Annotated in this window: 21 protein-coding genes; 8 read left to right on the top strand and 13 right to left on the bottom strand. The window is 72.7% G+C overall.

Annotated elements, in window-relative coordinates; translation table 11 throughout:
- Nucleotides 1-62: 62 nt before the first annotated feature.
- The 4 genes from ACFYST_RS07700 to ACFYST_RS07685 all read right to left on the bottom strand — a co-directional run bounded on the left by ACFYST_RS07700 (nt 63) and on the right by ACFYST_RS07685 (nt 4023).
- Nucleotides 63-1586, bottom strand: a complete 1524-nt coding sequence (locus ACFYST_RS07700; RefSeq protein ID WP_387860746.1) for a tyrosine-type recombinase/integrase — start codon at nt 1584-1586, stop codon at nt 63-65.
- Between the two features lie 62 nt (nt 1587-1648).
- Nucleotides 1649-1987 carry a helix-turn-helix domain-containing protein gene (locus tag ACFYST_RS07695; protein ID WP_387860744.1) on the bottom strand — a complete coding sequence of 113 codons (339 nt, stop codon included), beginning with the start codon at nt 1985-1987 and terminating at the stop codon, nt 1649-1651.
- Nucleotides 1988-2159: 172 nt separating this feature from the next.
- Nucleotides 2160-3413 carry a DUF3631 domain-containing protein gene (locus ACFYST_RS07690; protein ID WP_387860743.1) on the bottom strand — a complete coding sequence of 418 codons (1254 nt, stop codon included), beginning with the start codon at nt 3411-3413 and terminating at the stop codon, nt 2160-2162.
- Nucleotides 3414-3456: 43 nt separating this feature from the next.
- Nucleotides 3457-4023, bottom strand: coding sequence for a DUF3631 domain-containing protein (locus tag ACFYST_RS07685; protein ID WP_387860742.1), 567 nt, complete (start codon nt 4021-4023; stop codon nt 3457-3459).
- Between the two features lie 596 nt (nt 4024-4619).
- Between ACFYST_RS07685 and ACFYST_RS07680 the strand changes: the two genes are divergently transcribed.
- The 4 genes from ACFYST_RS07680 to ACFYST_RS07665 all read left to right on the top strand — a co-directional run bounded on the left by ACFYST_RS07680 (nt 4620) and on the right by ACFYST_RS07665 (nt 9075).
- Nucleotides 4620-5075, top strand: a complete 456-nt coding sequence (locus tag ACFYST_RS07680) for a DUF2335 domain-containing protein (RefSeq protein WP_387860740.1) — start codon at nt 4620-4622, stop codon at nt 5073-5075.
- Nucleotides 5076-5467: 392 nt separating this feature from the next.
- On the top strand, nt 5468-6517 hold the full coding sequence (locus tag ACFYST_RS07675) for a hypothetical protein (protein ID WP_387860738.1): 1050 nt from the start codon (nt 5468-5470) through the stop codon (nt 6515-6517).
- Between the two features lie 72 nt (nt 6518-6589).
- Nucleotides 6590-7939: a dipeptidase gene (locus ACFYST_RS07670; protein ID WP_387639192.1), complete on the top strand. Its 1350-nt coding sequence runs from the start codon at nt 6590-6592 to the stop codon at nt 7937-7939.
- 20 nt (nt 7940-7959) lie between these two features.
- Nucleotides 7960-9075: an aminopeptidase P family protein gene (locus ACFYST_RS07665; RefSeq protein WP_387860736.1), complete on the top strand. Its 1116-nt coding sequence runs from the start codon at nt 7960-7962 to the stop codon at nt 9073-9075.
- Between the two features lie 24 nt (nt 9076-9099).
- Here the strand turns inward: ACFYST_RS07665 and ACFYST_RS07660 are convergent, their stop codons facing one another.
- Complete coding sequence (locus ACFYST_RS07660; RefSeq protein ID WP_387860735.1) at nt 9100-9972, bottom strand: LysR family transcriptional regulator; 873 nt, start codon at nt 9970-9972, stop codon at nt 9100-9102.
- 90 nt (nt 9973-10062) lie between these two features.
- Here ACFYST_RS07660 and ACFYST_RS07655 point away from each other — a divergent pair, with 90 nt between their 5' ends.
- On the top strand, nt 10063-10434 hold the full coding sequence (locus ACFYST_RS07655; RefSeq protein WP_387860733.1) for a YybH family protein: 372 nt from the start codon (nt 10063-10065) through the stop codon (nt 10432-10434).
- 16 nt (nt 10435-10450) lie between these two features.
- Here the strand turns inward: ACFYST_RS07655 and ACFYST_RS07650 are convergent, their stop codons facing one another.
- Nucleotides 10451-10969 (bottom strand): GNAT family N-acetyltransferase, encoded by a 519-nt coding sequence (locus ACFYST_RS07650; protein ID WP_387639203.1) that lies wholly within the window; start codon nt 10967-10969, stop codon nt 10451-10453.
- Between the two features lie 70 nt (nt 10970-11039).
- Between ACFYST_RS07650 and ACFYST_RS07645 the strand changes: the two genes are divergently transcribed.
- Nucleotides 11040-11822 (top strand): SURF1 family protein, encoded by a 783-nt coding sequence (locus ACFYST_RS07645; protein ID WP_387860732.1) that lies wholly within the window; start codon nt 11040-11042, stop codon nt 11820-11822.
- 19 nt (nt 11823-11841) lie between these two features.
- On the opposite strand, the gene ACFYST_RS07640 is transcribed toward ACFYST_RS07645, so the two are convergent.
- Together ACFYST_RS07640 and ACFYST_RS07635 are read right to left on the bottom strand one after the other, a co-directional pair.
- The gene (locus ACFYST_RS07640; protein ID WP_387860730.1) at nt 11842-12435 is read right to left on the bottom strand and encodes a hypothetical protein; all 594 of its coding nucleotides are present in this window, start codon (nt 12433-12435) and stop codon (nt 11842-11844) included.
- A gap of 37 nt (nt 12436-12472) precedes the next feature.
- Nucleotides 12473-14296, bottom strand: a complete 1824-nt coding sequence (locus ACFYST_RS07635) for a prolyl oligopeptidase family serine peptidase (RefSeq protein ID WP_387639210.1) — start codon at nt 14294-14296, stop codon at nt 12473-12475.
- Between the two features lie 142 nt (nt 14297-14438).
- On the opposite strand from ACFYST_RS07635, the gene ACFYST_RS07630 reads away from it, so the two are divergent.
- Nucleotides 14439-15026 (top strand): hypothetical protein, encoded by a 588-nt coding sequence (locus tag ACFYST_RS07630; protein WP_387860729.1) that lies wholly within the window; start codon nt 14439-14441, stop codon nt 15024-15026.
- Between the two features lie 10 nt (nt 15027-15036).
- On the opposite strand, the gene ACFYST_RS07625 is transcribed toward ACFYST_RS07630, so the two are convergent.
- On the bottom strand, nt 15037-15849 hold the full coding sequence (locus ACFYST_RS07625) for a helix-turn-helix transcriptional regulator (protein ID WP_387860727.1): 813 nt from the start codon (nt 15847-15849) through the stop codon (nt 15037-15039).
- A gap of 134 nt (nt 15850-15983) precedes the next feature.
- Between ACFYST_RS07625 and ACFYST_RS07620 the strand changes: the two genes are divergently transcribed.
- Nucleotides 15984-16742, top strand: coding sequence for an SDR family oxidoreductase (locus ACFYST_RS07620; protein ID WP_387860726.1), 759 nt, complete (start codon nt 15984-15986; stop codon nt 16740-16742).
- A gap of 8 nt (nt 16743-16750) precedes the next feature.
- Here the strand turns inward: ACFYST_RS07620 and ACFYST_RS07615 are convergent, their stop codons facing one another.
- The 4 genes from ACFYST_RS07615 to ACFYST_RS07600 all read right to left on the bottom strand — a co-directional run bounded on the left by ACFYST_RS07615 (nt 16751) and on the right by ACFYST_RS07600 (nt 20714).
- Nucleotides 16751-17776, bottom strand: a complete 1026-nt coding sequence (locus ACFYST_RS07615) for a hypothetical protein (RefSeq protein ID WP_387860724.1) — start codon at nt 17774-17776, stop codon at nt 16751-16753.
- Nucleotides 17769-18296, bottom strand: coding sequence for a SigE family RNA polymerase sigma factor (locus tag ACFYST_RS07610; protein WP_387861106.1), 528 nt, complete (start codon nt 18294-18296; stop codon nt 17769-17771). The genes ACFYST_RS07615 and ACFYST_RS07610 overlap by 8 nt, the downstream gene beginning before the upstream one ends.
- Nucleotides 18297-18569: 273 nt before the next feature.
- Nucleotides 18570-19850: an aspartate kinase gene (locus ACFYST_RS07605; protein ID WP_387639223.1), complete on the bottom strand. Its 1281-nt coding sequence runs from the start codon at nt 19848-19850 to the stop codon at nt 18570-18572.
- A gap of 237 nt (nt 19851-20087) precedes the next feature.
- Nucleotides 20088-20714, bottom strand: coding sequence for a DUF5063 domain-containing protein (locus tag ACFYST_RS07600; protein ID WP_387861104.1), 627 nt, complete (start codon nt 20712-20714; stop codon nt 20088-20090).
- Nucleotides 20715-20871 lie beyond the last annotated feature (157 nt).

The raw sequence follows: 20871 nt of genomic DNA, 5'->3' as shown, positions 1-20871 counted from the left end.
TTTCTCCCATGCCTCTCGGGAGAATCCTGGGAGAAAACCGCCGGAGAACCGGCTCCCGGGGACTACTGCTGAGGCTCCCTCAGCAGCGCGTCGAGGACCGCCACGGGCGAGCCCGGCGCCATGCGCCGGCGGGTGTCGAGGGCGGCGGTCCACATCCGGGTGAGGCCGTCCATAAGGTCCCGGCGCATCTCCGGCGTGATGTGCGAGTAGCGGGCCTGGACCGACCCGTCCTCGTGCCCCATCCGCTCGTCCTTGAGCTTCGTCGGCGTCCGCAGCTCGTCCATCATCGTCTTGTGAGAGTGCCGCAGCCCGTGCGGGGTGAGGCCGCGTGCGATCGGCAGCCAGCACGCCTGAGCGCGCCCCGTGGCTCCCCTGCCCCGGGCGGGGACGCCGGGCCAGGGCTCGGCCAGCACCGGCACCGGGCGCGCCTCCTCCGGGGCCTTCTTCGGATACCAGCCGGTGGCCGCCGGATGGAACAGCCACGTGGCGAACCCGTTTCGCCGCCAGTGCGCCGCGCTCTCGCCGCTCGTCTGCCAGCGGACGTAGCCGAGGTCGGCCATCGCCTTCTCCACCCGCACGCGGGTGGGCTCGGCCACCATCTCCGGGCGGTTGAGCACGTTGGACACGGTGCCGGTCGAGACGCCGGCCGCGCGGGCGACGTCGGACAGCTTCGCCCCGGGCCGCTGGGCCGCGCCGTTCGCGGTGCCGTGCCCGCTGAACAGGTAGTTCAGGCCGTGGCACTCGCACGGCGTCCGCTTGGCCCGCGCTACCTGTCCCGCCAACAGGGCGGACAGGAACTCGGGTGAGTCGATCGTCCGGTAGGAGTCGTCCTTGGGCGGGCAGCGGTGCAGCTCTCCCGTGTCCAGCTCATAGAGCTGCCACTCCACCCGGACGCTTGCCGGGCGGACGAACGCGCTCTCCAGCCCGACGATCTCGCCCCACCGCATGCCAGTGAAGCCCTTGAGGACGACGGCAACGAACTCGTCATCCCGGCCGGACAGCAGCGCCGCCCGCTCGGCAATCAGGAGGACCCCAAGCACGTTCGTCACCACCTTCTCGGGGCCGCGGTTCCGGGAGCGTCCGGCCCGCTTGCCCCGGCCGCGCCGGCGGGTGGCCGGGTTGGAGTCGCGCAGCCCGTCGTCCACGGCGTCGGCGAGGATCAGGTGGAGGGTGCCGCGCCAGGTCTTGATGCTGCTGGCCGCGTAGCCGCGCTCGCGCTCCTTGCGCTCCCAGGCGTCGATCGCACCCTTGGTGATCTCGCTGATCACGACGTCCTCAAACTCGGGGAGCAGATGTTCCTCGATGTGGCGGCGGTAGTTCTGGATGGTCGAGGCCGCCAAGTCCTGCTCCTCGTACCAGGCGCTCGCGTACTCGCCGAAGGTCATCTGCTCCTGCTCCGGTGCGGCGGGTGGCTGAGCGGCAGCCTTGGCGGCTTCGTCCTCGGCGATTCCGGCAGCCTTCTCGGCAGCGCGCTTGGTCTTGTAGCGAACCGCCTTGCCGTGGGCGTCGAGTACGGTCCCGTACTTCCCGGGCGCGATCTTGTACCGGGCGCGCCAGTAGTCGCCCCGGTTTTCGCCGTATCCCAATGTGGTCCTTCGGAGAACGGGCCCCGTCCGACTCCTCGGCCGGGCGGGGCGGTGACGCGTGATCAGGCAGCGTCCTGCTGCTGGTGTGCGGCCCGGCGCGGGACCCGCGCGCGAAGTCGGGTCACCGGTCGGCTGGGCTGCTGGTCACGGGACTGCTTCCCGGGCTCGCCGGTGCTGGCGACCCGGGGCTTCGACACGACCGCGATGGCCGGCCGCTCCTCGTAGAGCCCGACGATCTCGGCGACCTGCTCAGCCGTGAAGCGGTAGGCCCGCCCCGGCTTCGTGAAGGGGATACGCCCGCGCCGGGCCTGCTCCTTCACCCACCACTCGGACTTCCCGAGAGCCTTGGCGACGTCGGCCGGCTGAAAGAGCGTCGGCAGCGCGCCTCGATCCTGACGCATGGAAACCCTCCGGGTCTCAGTGGGGCCTGGCTCCGGCCCCTCCTTCTCAGGAAGCCGCTACTGCCGCTACTGCCGCTACCTCCCTGGTCAGGGGCATGTTTTTGGTAGCGGATTGGGTAGCGGTAGCGGATTGGTGCCGCTCCCGGGCGGGTGCCGGGAGCGGCCGGGTGGTTCAGGGTGCGGTGGCGCTGTGGGTGGTGGGTAGCGGATTCGTATCCGCTACCTCTGCCATATCCGCTACCGGAAACAGGGCCCTGACCTGCGCGGTAGCGGCAGTAGCGGCAGTAGCGGCTTCCTGGGACGGGGACGGGCAGTAGCGCAGCCACGCGTCGGCGAGGTCGCTGGCGTAGTAGCCCTTGGCGCTGGACTTCGGGCCGGTCTTGATGTTGCGGGGCTTGATGGGGTCGTTGTCGGCGGTGACGTAGTCGCCGAGCATGCGGGCGAGGGCGCGGGCGGTGATGGGCTTGCCGTCGAGGTCGGCCCAGGGCGCGTCGTCCAGCTCGGCGAGCTTGCTGAGCAGGTCGGCGCTGAGCATCCGTTCCGCGCCGGCGAAGAGGTCGCGCAGGTCGGTAAGGAGGCGGATGCCGACGGAGCCCTTGTCGTTGGCCTTGGCGGCGTTGACGAGTTGGACGCAGGCGGCGCGGGCGCGGGCGGGCCAGTGGCCGCCGGCGGCGTCGGCGACGGCGAGCAGGGGTTCCCACACGTCGGCGGGGCGGTCACTGATGCCGTCGGGCAGTTCGGGTTCGACGTCCTGGAGTGTGCTGCGGACGGTGTCGGCCCAGGCGGCGAGGCGCTTGCGCAGGGCGTGGCCCTCGGGCGCGTTCTTGCGCTCCCGGAAGGGCTCGGTCTTCTCGTTGGGGGCGCGGCGGCGCATCCGGATGATGATCGAGCGGCTCATGATGGTGTCGGGGAGGTCGCCGAGTCCGCCCATGGCGAGGGCGGCGTAGACGGGGTACTCCTGGACGGTCTGGGTGCTGCCGTCGCCGACGCAGCGCAGGACGACGCCGGAGCGGCGGTGGCCGGAGTTGATGAGTCCGCGCAGGTCTTCGTTGCCGGCGGCCTTGGGGCCGAAGGTGGTGTCGATCTCGTCGAACAGGACGGTGGGCCGGGCCTCGGGCGCGGACACGGACCGGAACAGGGCGGCGGGGCTGACGTCGGTGGTGAGGATCGGGCGGGGGGTGAGGGTTTCGATGATCTCCAGTGCGCGGGTCTTGCCGGATCCGGGTTCGGGGCTCAGGAACGCGATGCGCGGGGTGGACTCGAAGCAGTCCAGCAGGTGGGCGTGGGCGTCCCACAGGACGACGGCGACGTAGGCGGCTTCGCTGGGGAAGACGTTGAAGCGGCGGTGGTGGGCTTCGACGGCGTCGAGGAGGGTGGCGCCGTCTTCGGGCTCGGGGGTGGTGCGCGGCGGGGCGTGTTCGGTCATGCGGGTGTTCTCCTGGTTCTCGCGGCGGCAGGGGTGGTCGGGCCTAACGAGCCTGGCTGGTGGGCGAGTTGTGGTCGGCGGCGGTCATATGGATGCAGGCGGCGCGGGCGCGGGCGGGCCAGTGGCCGCCGGCGGCGTCGGCGACGGCGAGCAGGGGCTCCCACACGTCCGCCTGGCGGTCGGTGACGCCGTCGGGCAGCTCGGGCCAGACGTCCAGCTCGCCGCGGACGGTGTCGGCCCAGGTCGCCAATCGGGCGCCCAGGGCATGGCCCTCGGCCTGGGGGGAGCGGGAATCGGCGATCGGGGTGTCCGCGCGGCGCATCCGGACGACGATGGAGCGGCTCATGATGGCGTCGGGCAGGTCGTTGGTGCCGGCGATGGCCAGCGCGAAGTAGACGGGGATCGCCTGGACGCTCTGGTCGTGGCCGACGCCGACGCAGCGCAGGACGCAGCCGGTGCGGCGGTGGCCGGCGTTGATGAGTCCGTGCAGTTCCTGGCTCGCGGCGGACCTGGAACGCGCGAGGTTGTGGGCGTCGTCCAGCAGCACCGTCGGGCGGGCGCCCGGGCCGGAGACCGAACGGATCAGGGCTGCGGCGATGGTGCCGGACACGCCCCGGGCCCGGGGAACGAGGCTCCCGACGGTCGCCAGCGCTCGGGTCTTGCCCGAACCGGGCTCCGGGGAGAGGAAGGCCAGGCGCGGCGTGGACTGGCCCAAAGAGCCCTGACCGAGTCGCAGCAGCTTACGGCCCCCCGATCATGCTCGACCCCAGACCAGACAGGACACCGGCCAAAACCGCTCCACCACCCGCGCAGGCCTCTGGGCGAACACGCAAAGTGACGATTCTCGTCGCAGGATGAGCCTAGATTGCGCCTATCACAGGCGACGCCGCGGGGTAGCCTGATGTCAACAGACACCGAGTGGGAGGACGCCATGGCAAAGCACCGCCGACGCCTTACCTCTGTTCTGGTCGGAGCAGGATCCGTGCTCGATATCTCCGGAATCGCCACCTATAGGGCACGTCGACGTGCTGGCATGACATCGCGACTGAGGCAGGAATCGGATTGGGAGAGAGTCGGGAGCGACCTGAGGAAGGCGCTGCACAAGCAGGATCCTCGGAAGCTGGCGAGCTAGCACACCGCACAAGCAACGAGGCGGCAGCACCCGAACCACTTGATGGGGATCTTGTAGATGCTGAGCCGGCGCAAATGCTCCAAGAGCTCCGGCTCATTAAGCATGAGATCACCGTCGAACGCCGCCATCGTGGACCTATCCCGTCACCAACTCTGCTCGCCGAGTACGAGCAGGTACAGGCTGGCCTGGCTGAACGCATCGTCGCGATGGCCGAGCGCGAGCAAGGGCATCGGCATGAGCTAGAGCGAACGGACCTTAAGCAGGACTACAAGCTTGCTCGTGGCAGCCGCACCACCGGTTTGATCGCACTGGTTGTGATGGCTTCCCTGGCTGGCTATCTGGCCCATCTTGGGCATCCTGGCTGGGCAACCGCGGTAGGCACCCTCGACATCGCTGCTGTCGTAGGCATCTTCGTCACAGGGCAGCTGAGAAGCGGCTCCCAAGAAGCCGAGACAACAGAAGCCCCCTCATCACCGGCTCGGGACTCTCTGCCAGCAAGCCCCGAAACAGAACCCGCGGCAACCGCATAGGCTTACAACGGATCCTCAGGGGTGAGTGTCTACCTGCGCTACGACAGCCCCGAACACTGGCGCACAGCGGCAGACGCACACGGACTGTCTTCGCAGCTCAGGAAACCTGGCCTCAGAGGTCGAACAGGTGCCCAAGTTGCTTCGGGACGAAGAGGCCGTGGGTTCAAATCCCGCTACCCCGACCGAGCAGTGAGGGCCGTATCGGAGAAATCCGGTGCGGCCCTCACTCGTTGTGGGGCTGTGGGGGTTTGGGCGTCACCTGTGTCGGGTCGGGCCGTTGTGATGGCATGAGTGCGTTTGCGATGACACAGGCGTTCCCTGGTGGGCCGGGGCCGACGAGCGTTCCGGTGTTCTGGTCGGGGTACTGGTTGCGGCCGGGGTACATGCAGCGGGTGGATGACGAGCAGTGGGATCTGCGGGTGCCGGCGGGGCAGTTGGCGGGGCTGGGTGGGGCGGTGGATGCGGCTGAGCGGTTGGGGGCTCGGCGGGAGTTGCTGGTGAGTCCGCAGAATGCGGCGCGGGCGCATCTGTTGCGGGAGTGTCCGGAGCTGTTCGGGATCGTCGGGCGGGTGGTGCTCGGGGTGGACGAGCGGTTGTGGCGGGCGGAGCCGGACTGGGGTGGTTGCAGTGTGGAGCTGTCGGGGATCGAGTGCATCGACGGGTTCCAGACGCTGGGGCTGCTGGCACGGGGTGCGGGCGAGCTGTCGGTGGAGCATCTGGACCGGGCTGTGCTGGATGTCCGGATCGTCAGTGGTGCGGCGCGTGCTCTCGCCCGGGTGGCCCATGACGAGGCGCACCGGCATCACAATCCGACGGCCGCACAGGATCTACTGCTGCGTCAGCCGGTGATGCGCAGGCTGGTGGGGCAGTTCGAGCGGGACGGGATTCCGTTCCGGTTGCGGCGCGGTGAGCGGCGGGGGCCCAGCCGGGAGGGGTACGGGGTGGACGAGGCGACCACCGCGTTGGCGTTCTTCCTGGCGGGGGGTGAGCCGGCGCTCGCGTTCCAGACGCTGACGCCGGAGGGCCGGGAGGAGATCTGGCGGGATCCGTCGGGGCCGAAGTTCCGGGCGTTGTTCGGCCCGCACACGGAGGCGACCGGGGTGCGGATCGCGATCACGTTCCGGCGGGCGGTCCTGCGGGAGTTGGAGGGGTTGTTCGGCGAGCGGTCGGCGAATCATTGGCATCTGTTGGCGGATGCGCCGGATCTGGTGGTGTGGGCGGTGGCCCGCGAGTTGCCGCTCGGCGCGTTGCACCGCGATCCGGCGGATCCGTCGGCGCCGGAGTGGGACCGGATCCTCGACCAGCGGGTGCCCGTGCTGACCAGGTTGACGGCCGAGCGGCTGGTCGCCGCGTACCGGGGTCTGCGGGCGCGGGTGTACCGGCGGGACGAGGTCGAGAAGTTGGAGTGGTGGGTGCGCATCCTGGGCGGCACGGCGTCCTGAACACGCGCGAGGCGGCGCGTGACGGGGCATGATCGGTGGGGTTGTGCCGGTTGCTGCGGAGAAGGGACGTACGTGGTGGGCGAGTTGGCCGAGCGGGTTGCCGGTTTGATGGGGCGGGCCCGGGGGGATCTGGCGGAGCTGGTGGCGATTCCTTCGGTGGCGGATCCGCGGCAGCAGCCGCCGGAGCGGTGCCGGGAGGCCGCGGAGTGGGTGGCCGCGGCGTTCGCGGGGGTGGGGCTGCGGGACGTGCGGCTGGTGGAGACGCCGGACGGGAGTTTCGCGGTGCTGGGGCACCGTCCGCCGCCGCCGGGGGCTCCGACGGTGCTGTTGTACTGCCATTACGACGTGCAGCCGCCGTTGGACGACGAGGCGTGGGTGTCGCCGCCGTTCGAGCTGACGGAGCGGGACGGGCGCTGGTACGGGCGCGGGGCGGCGGACTGCAAGGGCAATGTGGTGATGCACCTGACCGCGTTGCGGGCGCTCGGGGACGAGTTGCCGGTGGGCTTGAAGCTGGTGGTGGAGGGGTCGGAGGAGCAGGGGACGGGCGGTCTGGAGGAGTATCTGGCGCAGCATCCGGACGAGTTGCACGCCGATGCGCTGCTGATCTGCGACACCGGCAACGCGGCGGTGGGGGTGCCGACGGCGACCGTCTCGTTGCGCGGGATGGCGAACGTGGTGGTGTCGGTGCGGACGCTGGAGTCGGATCTGCATTCGGGGATGTTCGGCGGTCCGGCCCCGGACGCCCTGGCGGCGCTGATCCGGATGCTGGACTCGTTGCGCGACGCCGACGGCGGGACGCGGGTGGAGGGCCTTCCGGCGGACGGCAGCTGGGAGGGCATGGGGTTCGACGAGCAGCAGTTCCGGTCGGACGCGGGGGTGCTGGACGGGGTCGCGCTGATGGGGTCGGGGACGGTCGCGGACCGGCTGTGGGCCCGTCCGGCGGTGACGGTGCTGGGCATCGACTGTCCGCCGGTGGTGGGTTCGGCGTCGGCGGTGCCTTCCGAGGCGCGGGCGCGGGTGAGTCTGCGGGTGCCGCCGGGGATGGATCCGGAGGTGGCGCAGCAGGCGTTGACGGCGCATCTGGTGAAGGCCGCGCCGTGGGGTGCGCGGGTGTCGGTGGAGCCGGAGTCGAAGGGTTCGCCGTTCCGGGCGGCGACGGACGGGAAGGCGTACGGGGCGCTGGACCGGGCGGCGCGGGAGGCGTACGGCCGGCCGCTGTCGTTCCTCGGGCAGGGCGGTTCGATTCCGCTGTGCAGCGCTCTTGCCGCGCACTACCCGGAGTCGGAGATCATCCTGATGGGTGTGGAGGAGCCGCGTTCGCTCATCCACGCGCCCAATGAGAGCGTCGACCCGGGCGAGATCGAGCACATGGCCCTGGTCGAGGCGCTGTTCCTGCGTCACTACGCGGCCGTCGGCCGCTGACCCCGAGGGAGGGGATCCTGATGCCCGAGCCGTTCACCACGGCCGATTTCCAGGCCCGGATGGCCCGTGCCGCGACGGCCGCCGCCGATGCGGGTCTGGCGGGGCTGGTCGTCACGCCCGGCCCGGACCTGACGTACCTGACGGGGTACCTCCCGGTGAACACCGAGCGGTTGACGGCGCTGCTGGTCGCGCCGGGTGCCGAGCCGGTGCTGCTGGTGCCGAGGCTGGAGCGTCCGGACGCGGAGCGGGCGGCGAGTGCGGAGGCCGTCCGGATGGCCGACTGGATCGACGGCGAGGACCCGTTCGCGGTGCTGGCGCCGCACATGGACCGGGCCGGCCGGTACGGGATCTCCGACAACGCCTGGGCGATGCACCTGCTGGGGTTCCAGGAGGCGCTGCCGGGTACCTCGTACGCCTCGCTGACGGCGGCGCTGCCGATGCTGCGGGCGGTGAAGGAGCCGGACGAGCTGGCCCGGCTGGCGGCGGCGGGCGCGGCGGCGGACCTGGTGTACGGGGCGATCCTGGGCGTGCCGTTCGCCGGCCGCACCGAGCGCGAGGTGGCCTCCGACCTGGCGGCGCTGCTGCTCGAGCACGGGCACAGCCAGGTGGACTTCACGGTGGTGGGTTCCGGCCCGAACGGGGCGAATCCGCACCACGAGGCCGGGGACCGGGTGATCGAGCGCGGGGACACCGTGGTGCTGGACTTCGGCGGGCTGAAGGACGGCTACGGCTCGGACACCACCCGCACGGTGTTCGTCGGCATCGAGCCGCCCGCGGAGGTGCAGCAGGTGCACGACCTGGTGCGGCGGGCCCAGCAGGCCGCGTTCGACGCGGTGGCGCCCGGGGTGACCTGCCAGGAGATCGACCGGGTGGCCCGGGCGGTGATCACCGAGGGCGGGTACGGCGAGTACTTCATCCACCGCACCGGGCACGGCATCGGGCTGACCACGCACGAGCCGCCGTACATGATCGAGGGCGAGACCCGGCCGCTGGTGCCGGGGATGTGTTTCTCGATCGAGCCGGGCGTCTACCTGCCGGGCCGGTTCGGTGTCCGGATCGAGGACATCGTGACGGTGACGGAGACCGGCGGCCTGCGGTTCAACGGGACGCCGCACGAGCTGGCGTTCGTGAACTGACCGGCCCCCGCCGGGCGTTCGGTTTCAGCGGCTGAACGCCCGGCGCAGCTCGGCCAGCAGTGCGCGCAGCGCCGGGGCGGGGCCGGGGCGGGAGACCAGGGCGAGCAGGCCCGGGGTGGTGAGGTCGGTGACGGGGACCGGCACCAGGGCGGGGAACGCCTCGGCCATGGAGCGGCTGAGCACGGCGACGCCGAGGCCGCGGGCGGCGAGGTCGGCGATCGCGGAGGCGGCGGAGGCCTGCAGGGCGATCCGCGGGGTGAGTCCGGCGGCGGCGCAGTCGCGGTCGAGGACGGTGCGGACGCCGGTGCCGGGCGGCAGGCAGATCAGCGGGTGGGTGAGCAGTTCGGCAAGTGTGCTGCCGGGCCCGGCCAGTGGGTGGCCGGGCGGGACGGCGGCGACCAGGGGTTCGCTGATCAGGGTGTGCGCGTCCAGGCCGTCGGGGGTGGTGCCGGCGCAGCCGATCAGTGCGAGGTCGAGGGTGCCGGCCCGGACGGCTTCGGTGAGGTGGTCGGAGTCGCCTTCCAGCAGGGCGAGTTCGACGCCGGGGTGGGCGCGGTGGAAGGCGGCCAGGCCGTCGAAGAGCGGGGTGAGGGTGCAGCCGGCCACCATGCCGACGGTGAGGCTGCCGCGGATCAGGTCGCTGACCTCGCCGACCGCCTGGCCGACGGCACGGGCGGCGGCGAGCGCCTGCCGGGCGTGTTCGAGGGCGGCCTTGCCGGCCACGGTGAGGGTGACGGTGCGGGCGGAGCGGTCGAAGAGTTCGGCGCCGAGTTCGCGTTCCAGCTGCCGGATCTGGGCGCTGACCCCGGACTGGCTGATGTGCACCCGCTCGGCGGCGCGGGTGAAGTTGCGCTCCTCGGCGACGGCGAGGAAGTACTCGAGCTGCCTCAGTTCCATGACCATGGATTCTAGTTCTGATCAGAACCAGCTGTTGGACTTCTGATCAGGCGGACGGGAGGCTGGAGGCACGACGACGAGGAGGCCGTGATGAGCGAGTACGAGAAGGCGATGCGCCCCGAGGACCTGACCCGGCTGTTCGTGGAGCGCTCCAACGCGGGCGACGCCGCCGGGGTCGCCGCGCTGTACGAGGAGCACGCCGTGGTGGCGTACCCGCCGGGGCAGTTCACGGTCGGCCGGGAGGCGATCCGGGTGCTGTGGGAGCGGGTGCTGACGCACCGCCCGCAGTTCACCCCAGAGCAGCCGCTGCCGACGCTGGCCGCGGACGGCATCGCGCTGACCGCCACCCCGCCGAAGGACGGCAGCGGGGCGCGCGCCCAGGTGGTGCGGCAGCAGCCGAACGGCAGCTGGCTGCGGCTGCTCGACCAGCCCGAGTTCCTCCGGCCCGGCGCCGGCGCCTGAGCAGGCAGAAGCCGGTTCAGCCGGTGAGCTGCTTGTAGTAGTACGTGGTGTCGGCGAGGACGCCGTCCGGGGTCGCGGCGTGGCCGGGGACGGTGCCGAATGCCGTCCAGCCGGCGCTGCGGTAGAGGTGTTCGGCGGCGCTGCCGGTCTGGGTGTCGAGCAGCAGCAGGGTGGCGCCGCCGTCGCGGGCGGCCTGCTCGGCGGTGGCCAGCAGCCGCCGGCCGAGGCCCGCGCCGCGGGCGTCGCGGTGCACCAGCAGCTTGGAGACCTCGGCGCGGTGGCGGCCGTTCGGCCGGTTCTCGCGGACCAGTGCCACGGTGCCCAGCAGGCGGCCGTCGGGGCCGGTCGCCGTCCACAGCAGCCGGGTGCCGTCCGCGACGGACGGGTGCAGGGTCCGCCACCAGGCGGCGGCCTCGTCGCGGGGGGTGCCGGCCAGGAAGCCGACCGAGGCGCCGTCGTCGACGGCGTCCAGCAGCAGATCAGCGAGGGCGTCGCAGTGGGCGGGAAGCTCGTCGGCGCTCAGTGGGCTGATCACGGTGGCCACCCTACGGGTGCGGCGGCACCCGGCGGTCGGGGCCGGTGTCAGGAATGGTTACCGTGGTGGGGTGTACCGGTTCCTGTTCAGCCCGCGGTGGCTCGTCGGCTCGGTCGTCGCGGTGGCGGCGATCGGGGTCTGTCTGATGCTCGGCTCCTGGCAGTTGGGCCGGTTCGAGGACCGGGTTTCGACGCACAAGGAGATCGACAAGGCGGCCGCCACGGCCGCCCAGGCGCAGGCGAGTCCGCTGGCGGAGGTGCTGCCGGAGGCCGCGTCGAAGGTCGGCACCGACACCCTGGGCCGGACGGTGAGCGTCACCGGCTCCTACGACGTCGCGCACCAGCTGCTGGTGCCGAACCGCACGGTGGACGGCCGGACCGGCTACTACGTGCTCACCCCGCTGCTCACCGACGGCGGCCGGGCGGTGCCGGTGGTGCGCGGCTGGGCGGCGGGCTCCCCGGGCGAGGCGCCGGAGGTGCCGTCCGGGCAGGTCAGCGTGACGGGCCGGCTGCAGGCCCCGGAGAACAGCGGCAGCGGCGGCGCGGTGGCGGGCGGTCTGCCCGCCGGGCAGCTGGGCACGATCAGTCCGGCGACGCTGGTGAACGTGCTGCCGTACCCGCTGTACGACGGCTGGGTGGCGGCGGACGACGTCCCGGCGGGGCTGACCTCGGTGCCGACGGTGCAGCCGCAGGGCGGCGACGGGCTGAGCCTGCGGGCGTTCCAGAACCTGGGCTACACCTTGGAGTGGTTCGTCTTCGCCGGGTTCGTGGTCTTCATGTGGTTCCGGCTGGTCCGCCGCGAGGCGGAGGCCGCCCAGGACCGGGCCCTCGGACTGGACCCGGCCCTGGACTGACCTCCGCCCGCCTGCTGGTTCAGCGCGTCCCGGACCGCGACGCGCTGGGCGACGCCGGGGCCGAGGGCGACGGGAGCGCGGACGGCGAGGCCGAGGCGCTGCCGGACGGCGACCCTCTCGGGCAGGGCACCGGCGGGGCGGCGGCGCTCGGCGCGGCGGACCCGCTCTGCACCGCGGAGGGCGAGCCGCCGGCGGGGCTCGCGGCGGGCAGCGCGTTCGGGCTCGGGCAGTCGGTGCCGAAGCCGCCGAAGCCCGCCGGGGGCGACGGGTTGCCGCACTCGTCGACGTAGTCGTCGCTGCGGCTGGAGCCCGGCCGGTGGTGGTAGTGGTGCACCACCCTGGTGCCGCCGCCCCCCGTGTACGGCGAGGTGCCGGACCCGTTCTTGCCGCCGCTGGACCCGCCCGACCCCTTCGAACCGCTGGACCCGCTGGAGCCCTTGGAGCCGCGGCTCCCGTTCTTGCCCTTGGCAAGGACCTGCAGGTCGATGCCGGTGTCGGCCTTCGCGGGGGCGGCGGCCTCCACGCAGTCGTACTTCTGGTTGTTCGAGCACCCGGCCAGGGTCAGCACGATCGCGCCGACCGCGGCGGCGGCCAGCGCGGCGCGTCCACCCATCGGTTGTAGTCCCCCCCTGTCGACCGGGTCTACCTGGTCATCGGACGGTGCCGGGGGCCAGGTGTCGCCGGACGAAGTCGATCTCCAAGCGAAGCTGCTTGATCCGCTCGTCGACGACCAGCGAACCGTGCCCGGCATCGTAGCGGTACACCTCGTGGACCTTGCCGAGCTCCTCCAGCCGCTGGACGTAGTTGTCGATCTGCCGGATCGGGCAGCGCGGGTCGTTGACGCCGGCGCTGATGTAGACCGGGGCCTTGACCTGCTCGACGTACGACAGCGGCGAGGAGGCGTGCCAGCGCTCGGGGACCTCCTCGGGGGTGCCGCCGAACAGCGTGCGGTCCAGCGACTTCAGCGCCTCCATCTCGTCCGCGTACGCGGTGAGGTAGTCGGCGACCGGGACGGCGGCCAGGCCGAGCGTCCACCGGTCGGGCTGGGTGCCGAGGCCGAGCAGGGTCAGGTAGCCGCCCCAGGAGCCGCCGGACAGCACCAGCCGGTCCGGGTCGGCCAGGCCGGAGGTGACCGCCCAGTCGCGGACCGCGCCGATGTCCTCCAGCTCGATCAGGCCGACGCGTTCGGTGAGCGCGTCGGTCCAGGCCTGCCCGTAGCCGGTGGAGCCGCGGTAGTTGACCCGGACCACCGCGAAGCCGTGGTCGAGCCAGGCGGCGGGGCCGGCCGCGAAGGAGTCGCTGTCGTGGTGGGTGGGGCCGCCGTGCACCTCGAACACCGTCGGGAACGGGCCCTCGCCGGTGGGCCGCTGCACCAGGGCGTGCACCCGGCCGCCGGGGCCGTCCACCCAGACGTCCTCGACCGGCACCGAGCCGGGCGGCACCGGGCCGGGCGCGCGCAGCACCACGGTGCCCGCGGTGGAGCGCACCGCGGACGGCTCGGCGGCCGAGGACCACAGGAACTCGACCGTGCCGTCGGGGCGGGCGGTGGCCCCGGCGACGGTGCCGCGCGGGGTGTCCAGCCTGGTCAGCTCGCCGGTCTCCAACTGGTAGGAGAACAGCTCGGAGCGGGCCTCGTACTCGTGCTCGATGAGCAGCGAGCGGGCGTCGGGCCGCCACTGCGCGGACAGGTCGCCGGGGAACGGGCGGCCCTGCTCGTCGCGCAGCGCCAGCTCGGTCTCGGCACCGGTGGCGACGTCCCACAGCATCGGCTCCCAGCGCCCGGTGCGCTGGTGGGCGACCAGCAGCCGGGTGTCGCCGGCGGCGGGCGCGAAGCCCAGGCAGGACACGCCGCGCGGCTCGGCGCGGCCGGTGACCTCGTCGAGCTGGGCGACGGTGACGCCGTCGGACAGCCGCAGCACCCGGATCGCGCCGTGCATGGCGTCACCGTGCTCGGTGTGGTCGACGGCCAGCAGGGTGCTGTCGTGGGAGAGGTCGCCGACGCCGCCGTACTCGGCGTGGTGGTAGACCACCGTGGGCTCGGCGGCGCCGGGGCGGCGCAGGTACAGGGTGGTGCCCTCGTCGTCGGTGGAGGTACCGATCACCACGGTGCCGTCACGGCCGAACGCCAGGCCCGCCTCGTAGGCGGCGGGGACGCCGGGCACGGCCTCCTGGTCGGGGCCGCCGGCGAACGGCTGGCGGCGCCAGACGCCGAACTCGTCGCCGTCGGTGTCGTCGAACCACCAGATCCACTCGCCGTCCGGGCTGAGTTCGGCGTCCGTGGTGCCGTGCGGACGGTCGGTGACCCGGCGGTGCTCGTCGGTGGCGCGGTCCCACGCGTACACCTCGTAGGTGCCGGTCGCGTTGGACACGTACAGCGCCCGATCGGGTGCTTCGTCCGCCCAGTCGGGCAGCGAGACCCGCGCTGCCCGGAACCGCTGCTCCCACGCCGGCACGACGTTCGTCTGCTCGTTCATACCCTCATCCAACCCGATTCCGGGCGTTGATCGGAACGGCGGACAGCGAACGGTGGGGACACGAAACGGCTGCGGTGCGGCTCCTGATGGACGATCAGCGGAAGAGGTACAAATACGACATAACGACCGGAGGAGTTGTACCATGCCCGCTTCAGCGCCGTCCTTCGACCGGCTCGACCGACTCGACCTGCCCGTCCTCGCCCAGCACCTGGGCCTGGTCGAGGAGATCGAGCAGTACCTGGCCGGACTCCCCGCCCCCGACCGGCTGCCCCTGCTGCCGCTGCCCGCACTGCCGCCGGTGGAGCCCGGCTGCGACGGCGGGCTGTACGGCTCCGTCCACCGGCCGTGGAACTTCGGCTACCCGCTGCCCCGCCGCACCGTGCTGGACCGGCTGGTCCGCCGCCCCGCCCGCCCGGTACCGGTCACCGTCGCCGGGCACCTGCGGCTGACCTCCCACTACCTCGCCGAGGCCGGCTGGATCCAGGGCGCGATGTGGGACGCCGCCGGCCGGGTCTGCCTGCTCGGCGCGCAGACCGCCGTCCTCGCGCACGGCTACGGCACCGCGTACACGGTGCGGCGGGCACGCAACCAGGTCATGGAGGTGCTGCACGCCACCGGCCGCCCGGCCGCCTCCCCCGACGCCTGGAACGACCGCCCAGGCCGCCGCCAGGCCGAGGTGCACGCCCTGCTGCGCCGCGCCGAGGCGCGCGCCGAGTCGCTGGGCATCTGAGCAGCCGGCCTCAGATCCGGGCGGCGTCCGCCAGCAGCGCGAGCCGCTCCGCGGTGGGCGAGCCGGGCTCCGCGGTGTAGACGACCAGCTGCAGCCCGGGCTCGCCGGGCGGGGTGAGCGTCTCGTAGCCGAGGTCCAGCTCGCCCACCCGCGGGTGCAGCAGCAGCTTGCGGCCGTGGCTCTTCTCCCGGACGCCGTGCCGGGCCCACAGTTCGGCGAACAGCGGGTCGGCGGCGAGGTCGGCGAGCAGAGCCGCCAGTTCCGGGTCGTCCGGGTGCCGGGCCGCGTCCACCCGCAGGAACGCCGCGGTCTCGGCGGCGACCCGTTCGAACTCGGGGTAGAGCCGGCGTCCGGCCGCCGACAGGAACGCGTGCCGGGCCACGTTGCGCTGCCCGGGCGGCATGTCGGAGAACCCCATCACCGCGTCGCCCAGGGCGTTCCAGGCCACCACGTCCAGGCACCGGCCGAGCGCGAACGCGGGCGCGTCCAGCGCGTCCAGCACCAGCCGCAGGCCGCCCCGCAGCTGCCGCGGGCCGGGCCGGGCGGGCTCGCGCGGTGGCCGGGCCAGGTCGTGCAGGTGCTGCCGTTCGGTGCGGTCCATGCGCAGCACCCGGGCGACCGCGTCCAGCACCTCCGCGGACACGCCGTCGCCGCGGCCCTGTTCCAGCCGCACGTAGTAGTCGACGCTCACCCCGGCGAGCTGCGCGACCTCCTCGCGGCGCAGCCCCGGCACCCGGCGCCGCCGCCCGAACTCCGGCAGTCCGACGTCGGAGGGCCGGATCCGGGCCCGGCGCAGGCGCAGGAACTCCCCCAGTTCGCTCATGCCCCGACGATACGGCCGGTGTCACGAAGGTGGTTCTCGCAGACCCAGGAAAAGCACAGCCCTGGGTCCGCCCGCGGTCCGCGCCGAGACTCGTGGACGTCACCGCAGCAGACTCGAACAGGAGCGTGACTTCCATGGCACACCAGACCCTCGACGGCCGGACCGCCGTCGTCACCGGCGCCGCCAGCGGCATCGGCGAGGCCGTCGCCCGGCAGCTGGTCGCGGACGGCGCCCGGGTGGCGCTGCTGGCCCGCCGCAAGGACCGCCTGGAGCGGCTGGCCGCCGAGCTCGGCCCGAACGCGCTGGCGGTGCCCGCCGACGTCACCGACCAGGCCTCGGTGGATGCGGCCCGGCAGCTGACGCACGCCGCCTTCGGGCGGGTCGACCTGGTGGTGAACGCGGCCGGCGTGATGCTGCCCAACCCGGTGGACGACGGCCGGATCGACGAATGGACCCGGATGATCGACACCAACCTGACGGGGGTGCTCCGGGTGGTCGGCGCGTTCGGCCCGGACCTGGTGGCCGCCGCGGCCGCCGGCGCCACCGCGGACCTGGTGAACGTCTCCTCGATCGGCGCCCACGTGGTCTTCCCGAACTACGCGGTGTACGGCGCCACCAAGGCCGCCGTCACCCAGCTGTCGGCCGCCCTGCGCTCCGAGTACGGCCCGCGCGACGTGCGCGTCACCGCCGTCGAGCCCGGGCTCACGGACACCGAGCTGGGCAGTCACATCGACAACCCGGCGCTCGGGCCGGACGGGCAGCTCGGCGCCATGTTCGCGGCGATCGGCGCGCTCTCCCCCGCCGATGTCGCCGACCTGGTCGGGTACGTCGTCGGCCGGCCGCGGCACGTCAACCTGCGGCACGTGGTGGTGCTGCCGACCCGGCAGGCCTGAGCGGGCGGTCAGGCGCCGGCGCTCGGCGAGGGGGCCGGAACGCCGGTGGTGGGGGCCGGTTCGGGGGCCGAGTGGTAGACGGTGCCGCCGCAGCCGGTGGGCAGGACCGTGGTGGCGGCGAAGCCGGTGGCCGGGTCGGGGGTGTAGCCGAGCCGGAAGGTGTCGCGCGGCGACTGGTGGCCGGCGGGGGCGTACGCGCCGGTGGGGCTGGGGTCGACCGCGGGGGCGCTGCCGGCCGGGGTATCGGTGCCGGGCATTGCGCCGCCGCTGGGGGTGGGGCTGGGCTGCGGGTCTACCGGGGAGGGCGAGGTGGTGGGGCAGCCGGTGGGCACCCAGGCGAACCGGACCAGGTAGGAGCCACCGGGCGTGAGCAGCAGTTCGCGGGGCAGCCCGGCCGGGTCGGGCAGCGCCTCGGCCGGGTCACCGACGGTGTGGGCGAGCAGGCGGACGCCGAGGGTGCCGGGGTCGATGGTGACGGCGCCCGGGCCGGTGATCCGGCACGGATGCCCGGCGGTGTTGGTGAGTTGGAACCAGCCGTAGATCCGGCCGTCGGCCGTGGCGGCGGCGGCCTTCTGGACCTCGCCCCGGCCGAGGTCGGTGCCGGTGCACAGCGGCACGACGACGGGCGGCCCGCCCGGGCTGCTGTCGGCGCTCGGGTCGGCGGAGGTCTCGGGGCCGGCGCCGTCGGGCCCGGCGGCGGTCGCGCCGGCGGGGTTGCGCGGGTGGCCGGGGGCGGCCACCGAGGCGTCCGGGGTGGCGGTGGCACCGGGCGCGGCCTGGCCGCCGGTGGGGTCGCCGGACAGGTGGAACGGCTGGGCGGCGTGCACCACGGGCAGTCCGACGACGGCGGCGGCCAGCACCGCGGCGCCGCCCCAGGCGCGCCGCCGGGCGGCCCGGCGGCGGGGGACGGCGGTGCGCAGCCGGGGCAGCGCCCCGGGTTCGGGCTGGACACCGGCGACGGCGCGGTGCAGCCGGTCGCGGAGCTGGTCCTCGCTCAGTTCGTGCTGCGGGCCGGGCCGGTGCGGGTCAGTCATCGGCGGACCCCAGCCGCACCCGCAGGGCAGCCAGTCCGCGCGACCCGTAGGCCTTGACCGAGCCGACGGAGATGCCGAGCACCTCCGCGACCTGTGCCTCCGTCAGGTCCGCGTAGTAGCGCAGCACCAGCACCTCCCGCTGACGGCGTTGCAACCCCCGTAGCGCGGCCTTCAGTGCGTCGCGCTCCAGCGCATCGTATGCCCCCTCTTCTGCACTGGCCATGTCAGGCATGGGCTTGGGCAGGAGGCGCAGGCCGAGCAGTCGGCGCCGCAGCGTGGAGCGGGAGAGGTTGACCACGGTCTGCCGCAGGTACGCGAGGGTCTTCTCGGGATCGCGGACCCGGCGCCGGGCGGCGTGCACCCGGATGAACGCCTCCTGCACGACGTCCTCGCAGGAGGAGAGGTCGTCCAGCAGCAGTGCGGCAAGCCGCAGCAGGGAACGGTAGTGGGCCCGGTAGGTGTCGGTGAGCTGGTCGACGCTGGCCCCGGTCGCGTCCGCTGCCGCCGCAGCAAAGCCCATCCGACTACCGGCCCGCCGGGCCGCCCCGGGCAGGGTGATCGCCACCACCGCCCCTGTCACGTTCGTCACGCTGGTTGGACACCCGATCCCCTGTCCTGGTTGCCCCGCGCCGGGGGAGTTCTTCCGCAGAGAGGAATCCCCCTCCGGAACACATCGCTCCGAAGGGGGATTCTGGCAGACCCGGCGGACGGTCAGGGTCCGCTTCACCCGTCCCGCACACAACCTCTGCGCTGTGCGCGGACCTCAGGTGCGGGCGATCTCGCTGGACAAGCCTCAGCGGCCGGTGCCGCCGTAGACGACCGCCTCGTCGCCGGAGCTGTCCAGCCCGAAGGCGGTGTGCACGGCGCGGACCGCCTCCGGCACGTCCTCGGCGCGGGTGACCACCGAGATCCGGATCTCCGAGGTGGAGATCAGCTCGATGTTCACGCCCGCCTCGGACAACGCCTCGAAGAAGGTCGCGGTGACGCCCGGGTTGGAGCGCATGCCGGCGCCGACCAGCGAGATCTTGCCGATCGCGTCGTCGTAGCGCAGCGACTCGTAGCCGATGCCCGCCTTGACCCGGCTCAGCGCGTCGATGGCCTTCTGGCCCTCGGTGCTGGGCAGGGTGAAGGAGATGTCGGTCAGGCCGGTGGCGGCGGCGGAGACGTTCTGCACCACCATGTCGATGTTGACCTCGGCGTCCGCGATGGCGCGGAAGATCCGGGCCGCCTCGCCCGGCTTGTCCGGCACACCGACGACGGTGACCTTGGCCTCCGACGTGTCGTGGGCGACTCCGGAGATGATGGCCTGCTCCATCTCGCCCCCTTCGGGCTGGTTCGGGTTGGTGCCACTGACGATGGTCCCCGGCAGACCGGAGAACGACGATCGTACGTGAATGGGGATGTTGTAGCGCCGCGCGTACTCCACACAGCGGTCGAGCAGCACCTTGGAACCGGACGAGGCCAGTTCCAGCATGTCCTCGAAGGCGATCCAGTCGATCTTGCGGGCCTTCTTGACCACCCGCGGGTCGGCGGTGAACACGCCGTCCACGTCGGTGTAGATCTCGCAGACCTCGGCGCCCAGCGCGGCCGCCAGCGCCACCGCGGTGGTATCGGAGCCGCCACGGCCCAGCGTGGTGATGTCCTTGGAGACCTGCGAAACGCCCTGGAAGCCGGCCACGATCGCGACGTTGCCCTCGTCCAGGGCGTTGCGGATCCGGCCCGGCGTCACGTCGATGATCCGCGCCTTGTTGTGCGTCGAATCGGTGATCACACCGGCCTGGCTGCCGGTGAACGACTGGGCGTCGAAGCCCAGCGTCTTGATCGCCATCGCCAGCAGCGCCATGGAGATGCGCTCTCCGGCGGTCAGCAGCATGTCGAACTCACGGCCGGACGGAATAGGCGTCACCTGTTCCGCGAGTTCGATGAGCTCGTCCGTGGTGTCACCCATCGCAGAGACCACGACGACGACCTCATGGCCGGCCTTCCGGGTGTCCACGATTCGGCGGGCGACGCGCTTGATGCCTTCGGCATCAGCGACGGATGAGCCGCCGTACTTCTGCACGACAAGGCCCACGGGGGCTCCTCGACTTGGGGTGTTGGGTCACCGTCAGTCTAACGAGCAGGGATGTTGCGACCGACGTCTTCCACATCGTGAGATGTGAATATCGAAATCTGATCACCGGGGACCGTCAGGTCTGCGGGCTCCGGCGGCCCACCCCGAAGAATCGCCGCCCGCACACCGCCCCCGGTACCGGAATCTTCGCCTCCGGCGCGCGGGTGACGGATGCGTCACACTCCCCCGGGCTCCGGCCTAGAGCCCGAGCTCGGCCGCCATCAGGTCGCCCGCCTGCTGCTCCAGCTGCTCGTCCGTCAACCCGTCGTCGTCAGTGTCCGCCCCGTCCGGCACCGCGCCCAGCGGCGAGTCCAGCCGCACGTGCGCGATCAGCGACTGCAGCGCCCGCAGCACCGCCGTGCAGGTCGAACCCCAGTTGGACAGGTACGAGAACTGCCACCACCACAGCGCCTCCGACACCCGGCCCTCGCGGTAGTGCGTCAGGCCGTGGCTCAGCTCGCTGACCACCCCGGCCAGGTCGTCCGAGATCCTGAACGCGCTCGGCTTCTCCGGCGGGCCGTACGGGTCGAACACCTCGTGGTAGACGTCGATCGGCGCCAGCAGCTCGGCGAGACGCTCGCGCAGCTCCACCCCGTCCGGCTCCGGGCCGGCGTCCGGCTCGAAGCGGTCATCCGGCAGCACGTCCTCGATCGCGCCCAGCCGGCCGCCCGCCAGCAGCAGCTGCGACACCTCCAGCAGCAGCAGCGAGATCGCGCTGCCCGGCTCGTCGCCCTTGGCGACCTCGGTGACGGCCAGCACGAAACTCTCCACCGAATCCGCGATCTGCACCGCGAAGTCGTCCGGGGCCTCGGTCCGGCCCAGCAGCGCGGCCGGGTCCGACGGGTGGGGACGGTCGGCGGTGTCGTGGCGCGCGGCGTCCTGGCTCGTGGCGTCCTGGCGCGCGGCGTCCTGGCTCGTGGCGTCCTGGCGCGCGCCGGCAGTGTCGCGGAGCGCGGTGTCGCGGTGTGCGGCGTCGGTTCGG

It is taken from the genome of Kitasatospora sp. NPDC004614 (genome assembly GCF_042873675.1).
GTDB lineage: Bacteria > Actinomycetota > Actinomycetes > Streptomycetales > Streptomycetaceae > Kitasatospora.
The sequence above is the reverse complement of the archived record's forward strand: the minus strand, read 5'-3'. Positions and strand labels throughout refer to the sequence as shown.

Excerpts from the sequence above, each read along its gene's own strand:
- ACFYST_RS07615 (WP_387860724.1), bottom strand. The coding sequence starts at position 17,776 with ATGACTGACCCGCACCGGCCCGGCCCGCAGCACGAACTGAGCGAGGAC.
- ACFYST_RS07620 (WP_387860726.1), top strand. The coding sequence starts at position 15,984 with ATGGCACACCAGACCCTCGACGGCCGGACCGCCGTCGTCACCGGCGCC.
- ACFYST_RS07680 (WP_387860740.1), top strand. The coding sequence starts at position 4,620 with ATGCTCCAAGAGCTCCGGCTCATTAAGCATGAGATCACCGTCGAACGC.
- ACFYST_RS07695 (WP_387860744.1), bottom strand. The coding sequence starts at position 1,987 with ATGCGTCAGGATCGAGGCGCGCTGCCGACGCTCTTTCAGCCGGCCGAC.
- ACFYST_RS07625 (WP_387860727.1), bottom strand. The coding sequence starts at position 15,849 with ATGAGCGAACTGGGGGAGTTCCTGCGCCTGCGCCGGGCCCGGATCCGG.
- ACFYST_RS07665 (WP_387860736.1), top strand. The coding sequence starts at position 7,960 with ATGCCCGAGCCGTTCACCACGGCCGATTTCCAGGCCCGGATGGCCCGT.
- ACFYST_RS07690 (WP_387860743.1), bottom strand. The coding sequence starts at position 3,413 with ATGACCGAACACGCCCCGCCGCGCACCACCCCCGAGCCCGAAGACGGC.
- ACFYST_RS07640 (WP_387860730.1), bottom strand. The coding sequence starts at position 12,435 with ATGGGTGGACGCGCCGCGCTGGCCGCCGCCGCGGTCGGCGCGATCGTG.
- ACFYST_RS07660 (WP_387860735.1), bottom strand. The coding sequence starts at position 9,972 with ATGGAACTGAGGCAGCTCGAGTACTTCCTCGCCGTCGCCGAGGAGCGC.
- ACFYST_RS07610 (WP_387861106.1), bottom strand. The coding sequence starts at position 18,296 with ATGGGCTTTGCTGCGGCGGCAGCGGACGCGACCGGGGCCAGCGTCGAC.
- ACFYST_RS07630 (WP_387860729.1), top strand. The coding sequence starts at position 14,439 with ATGCCCGCTTCAGCGCCGTCCTTCGACCGGCTCGACCGACTCGACCTG.
- ACFYST_RS07655 (WP_387860733.1), top strand. The coding sequence starts at position 10,063 with ATGAGCGAGTACGAGAAGGCGATGCGCCCCGAGGACCTGACCCGGCTG.
- ACFYST_RS07635 (WP_387639210.1), bottom strand. The coding sequence starts at position 14,296 with ATGAACGAGCAGACGAACGTCGTGCCGGCGTGGGAGCAGCGGTTCCGG.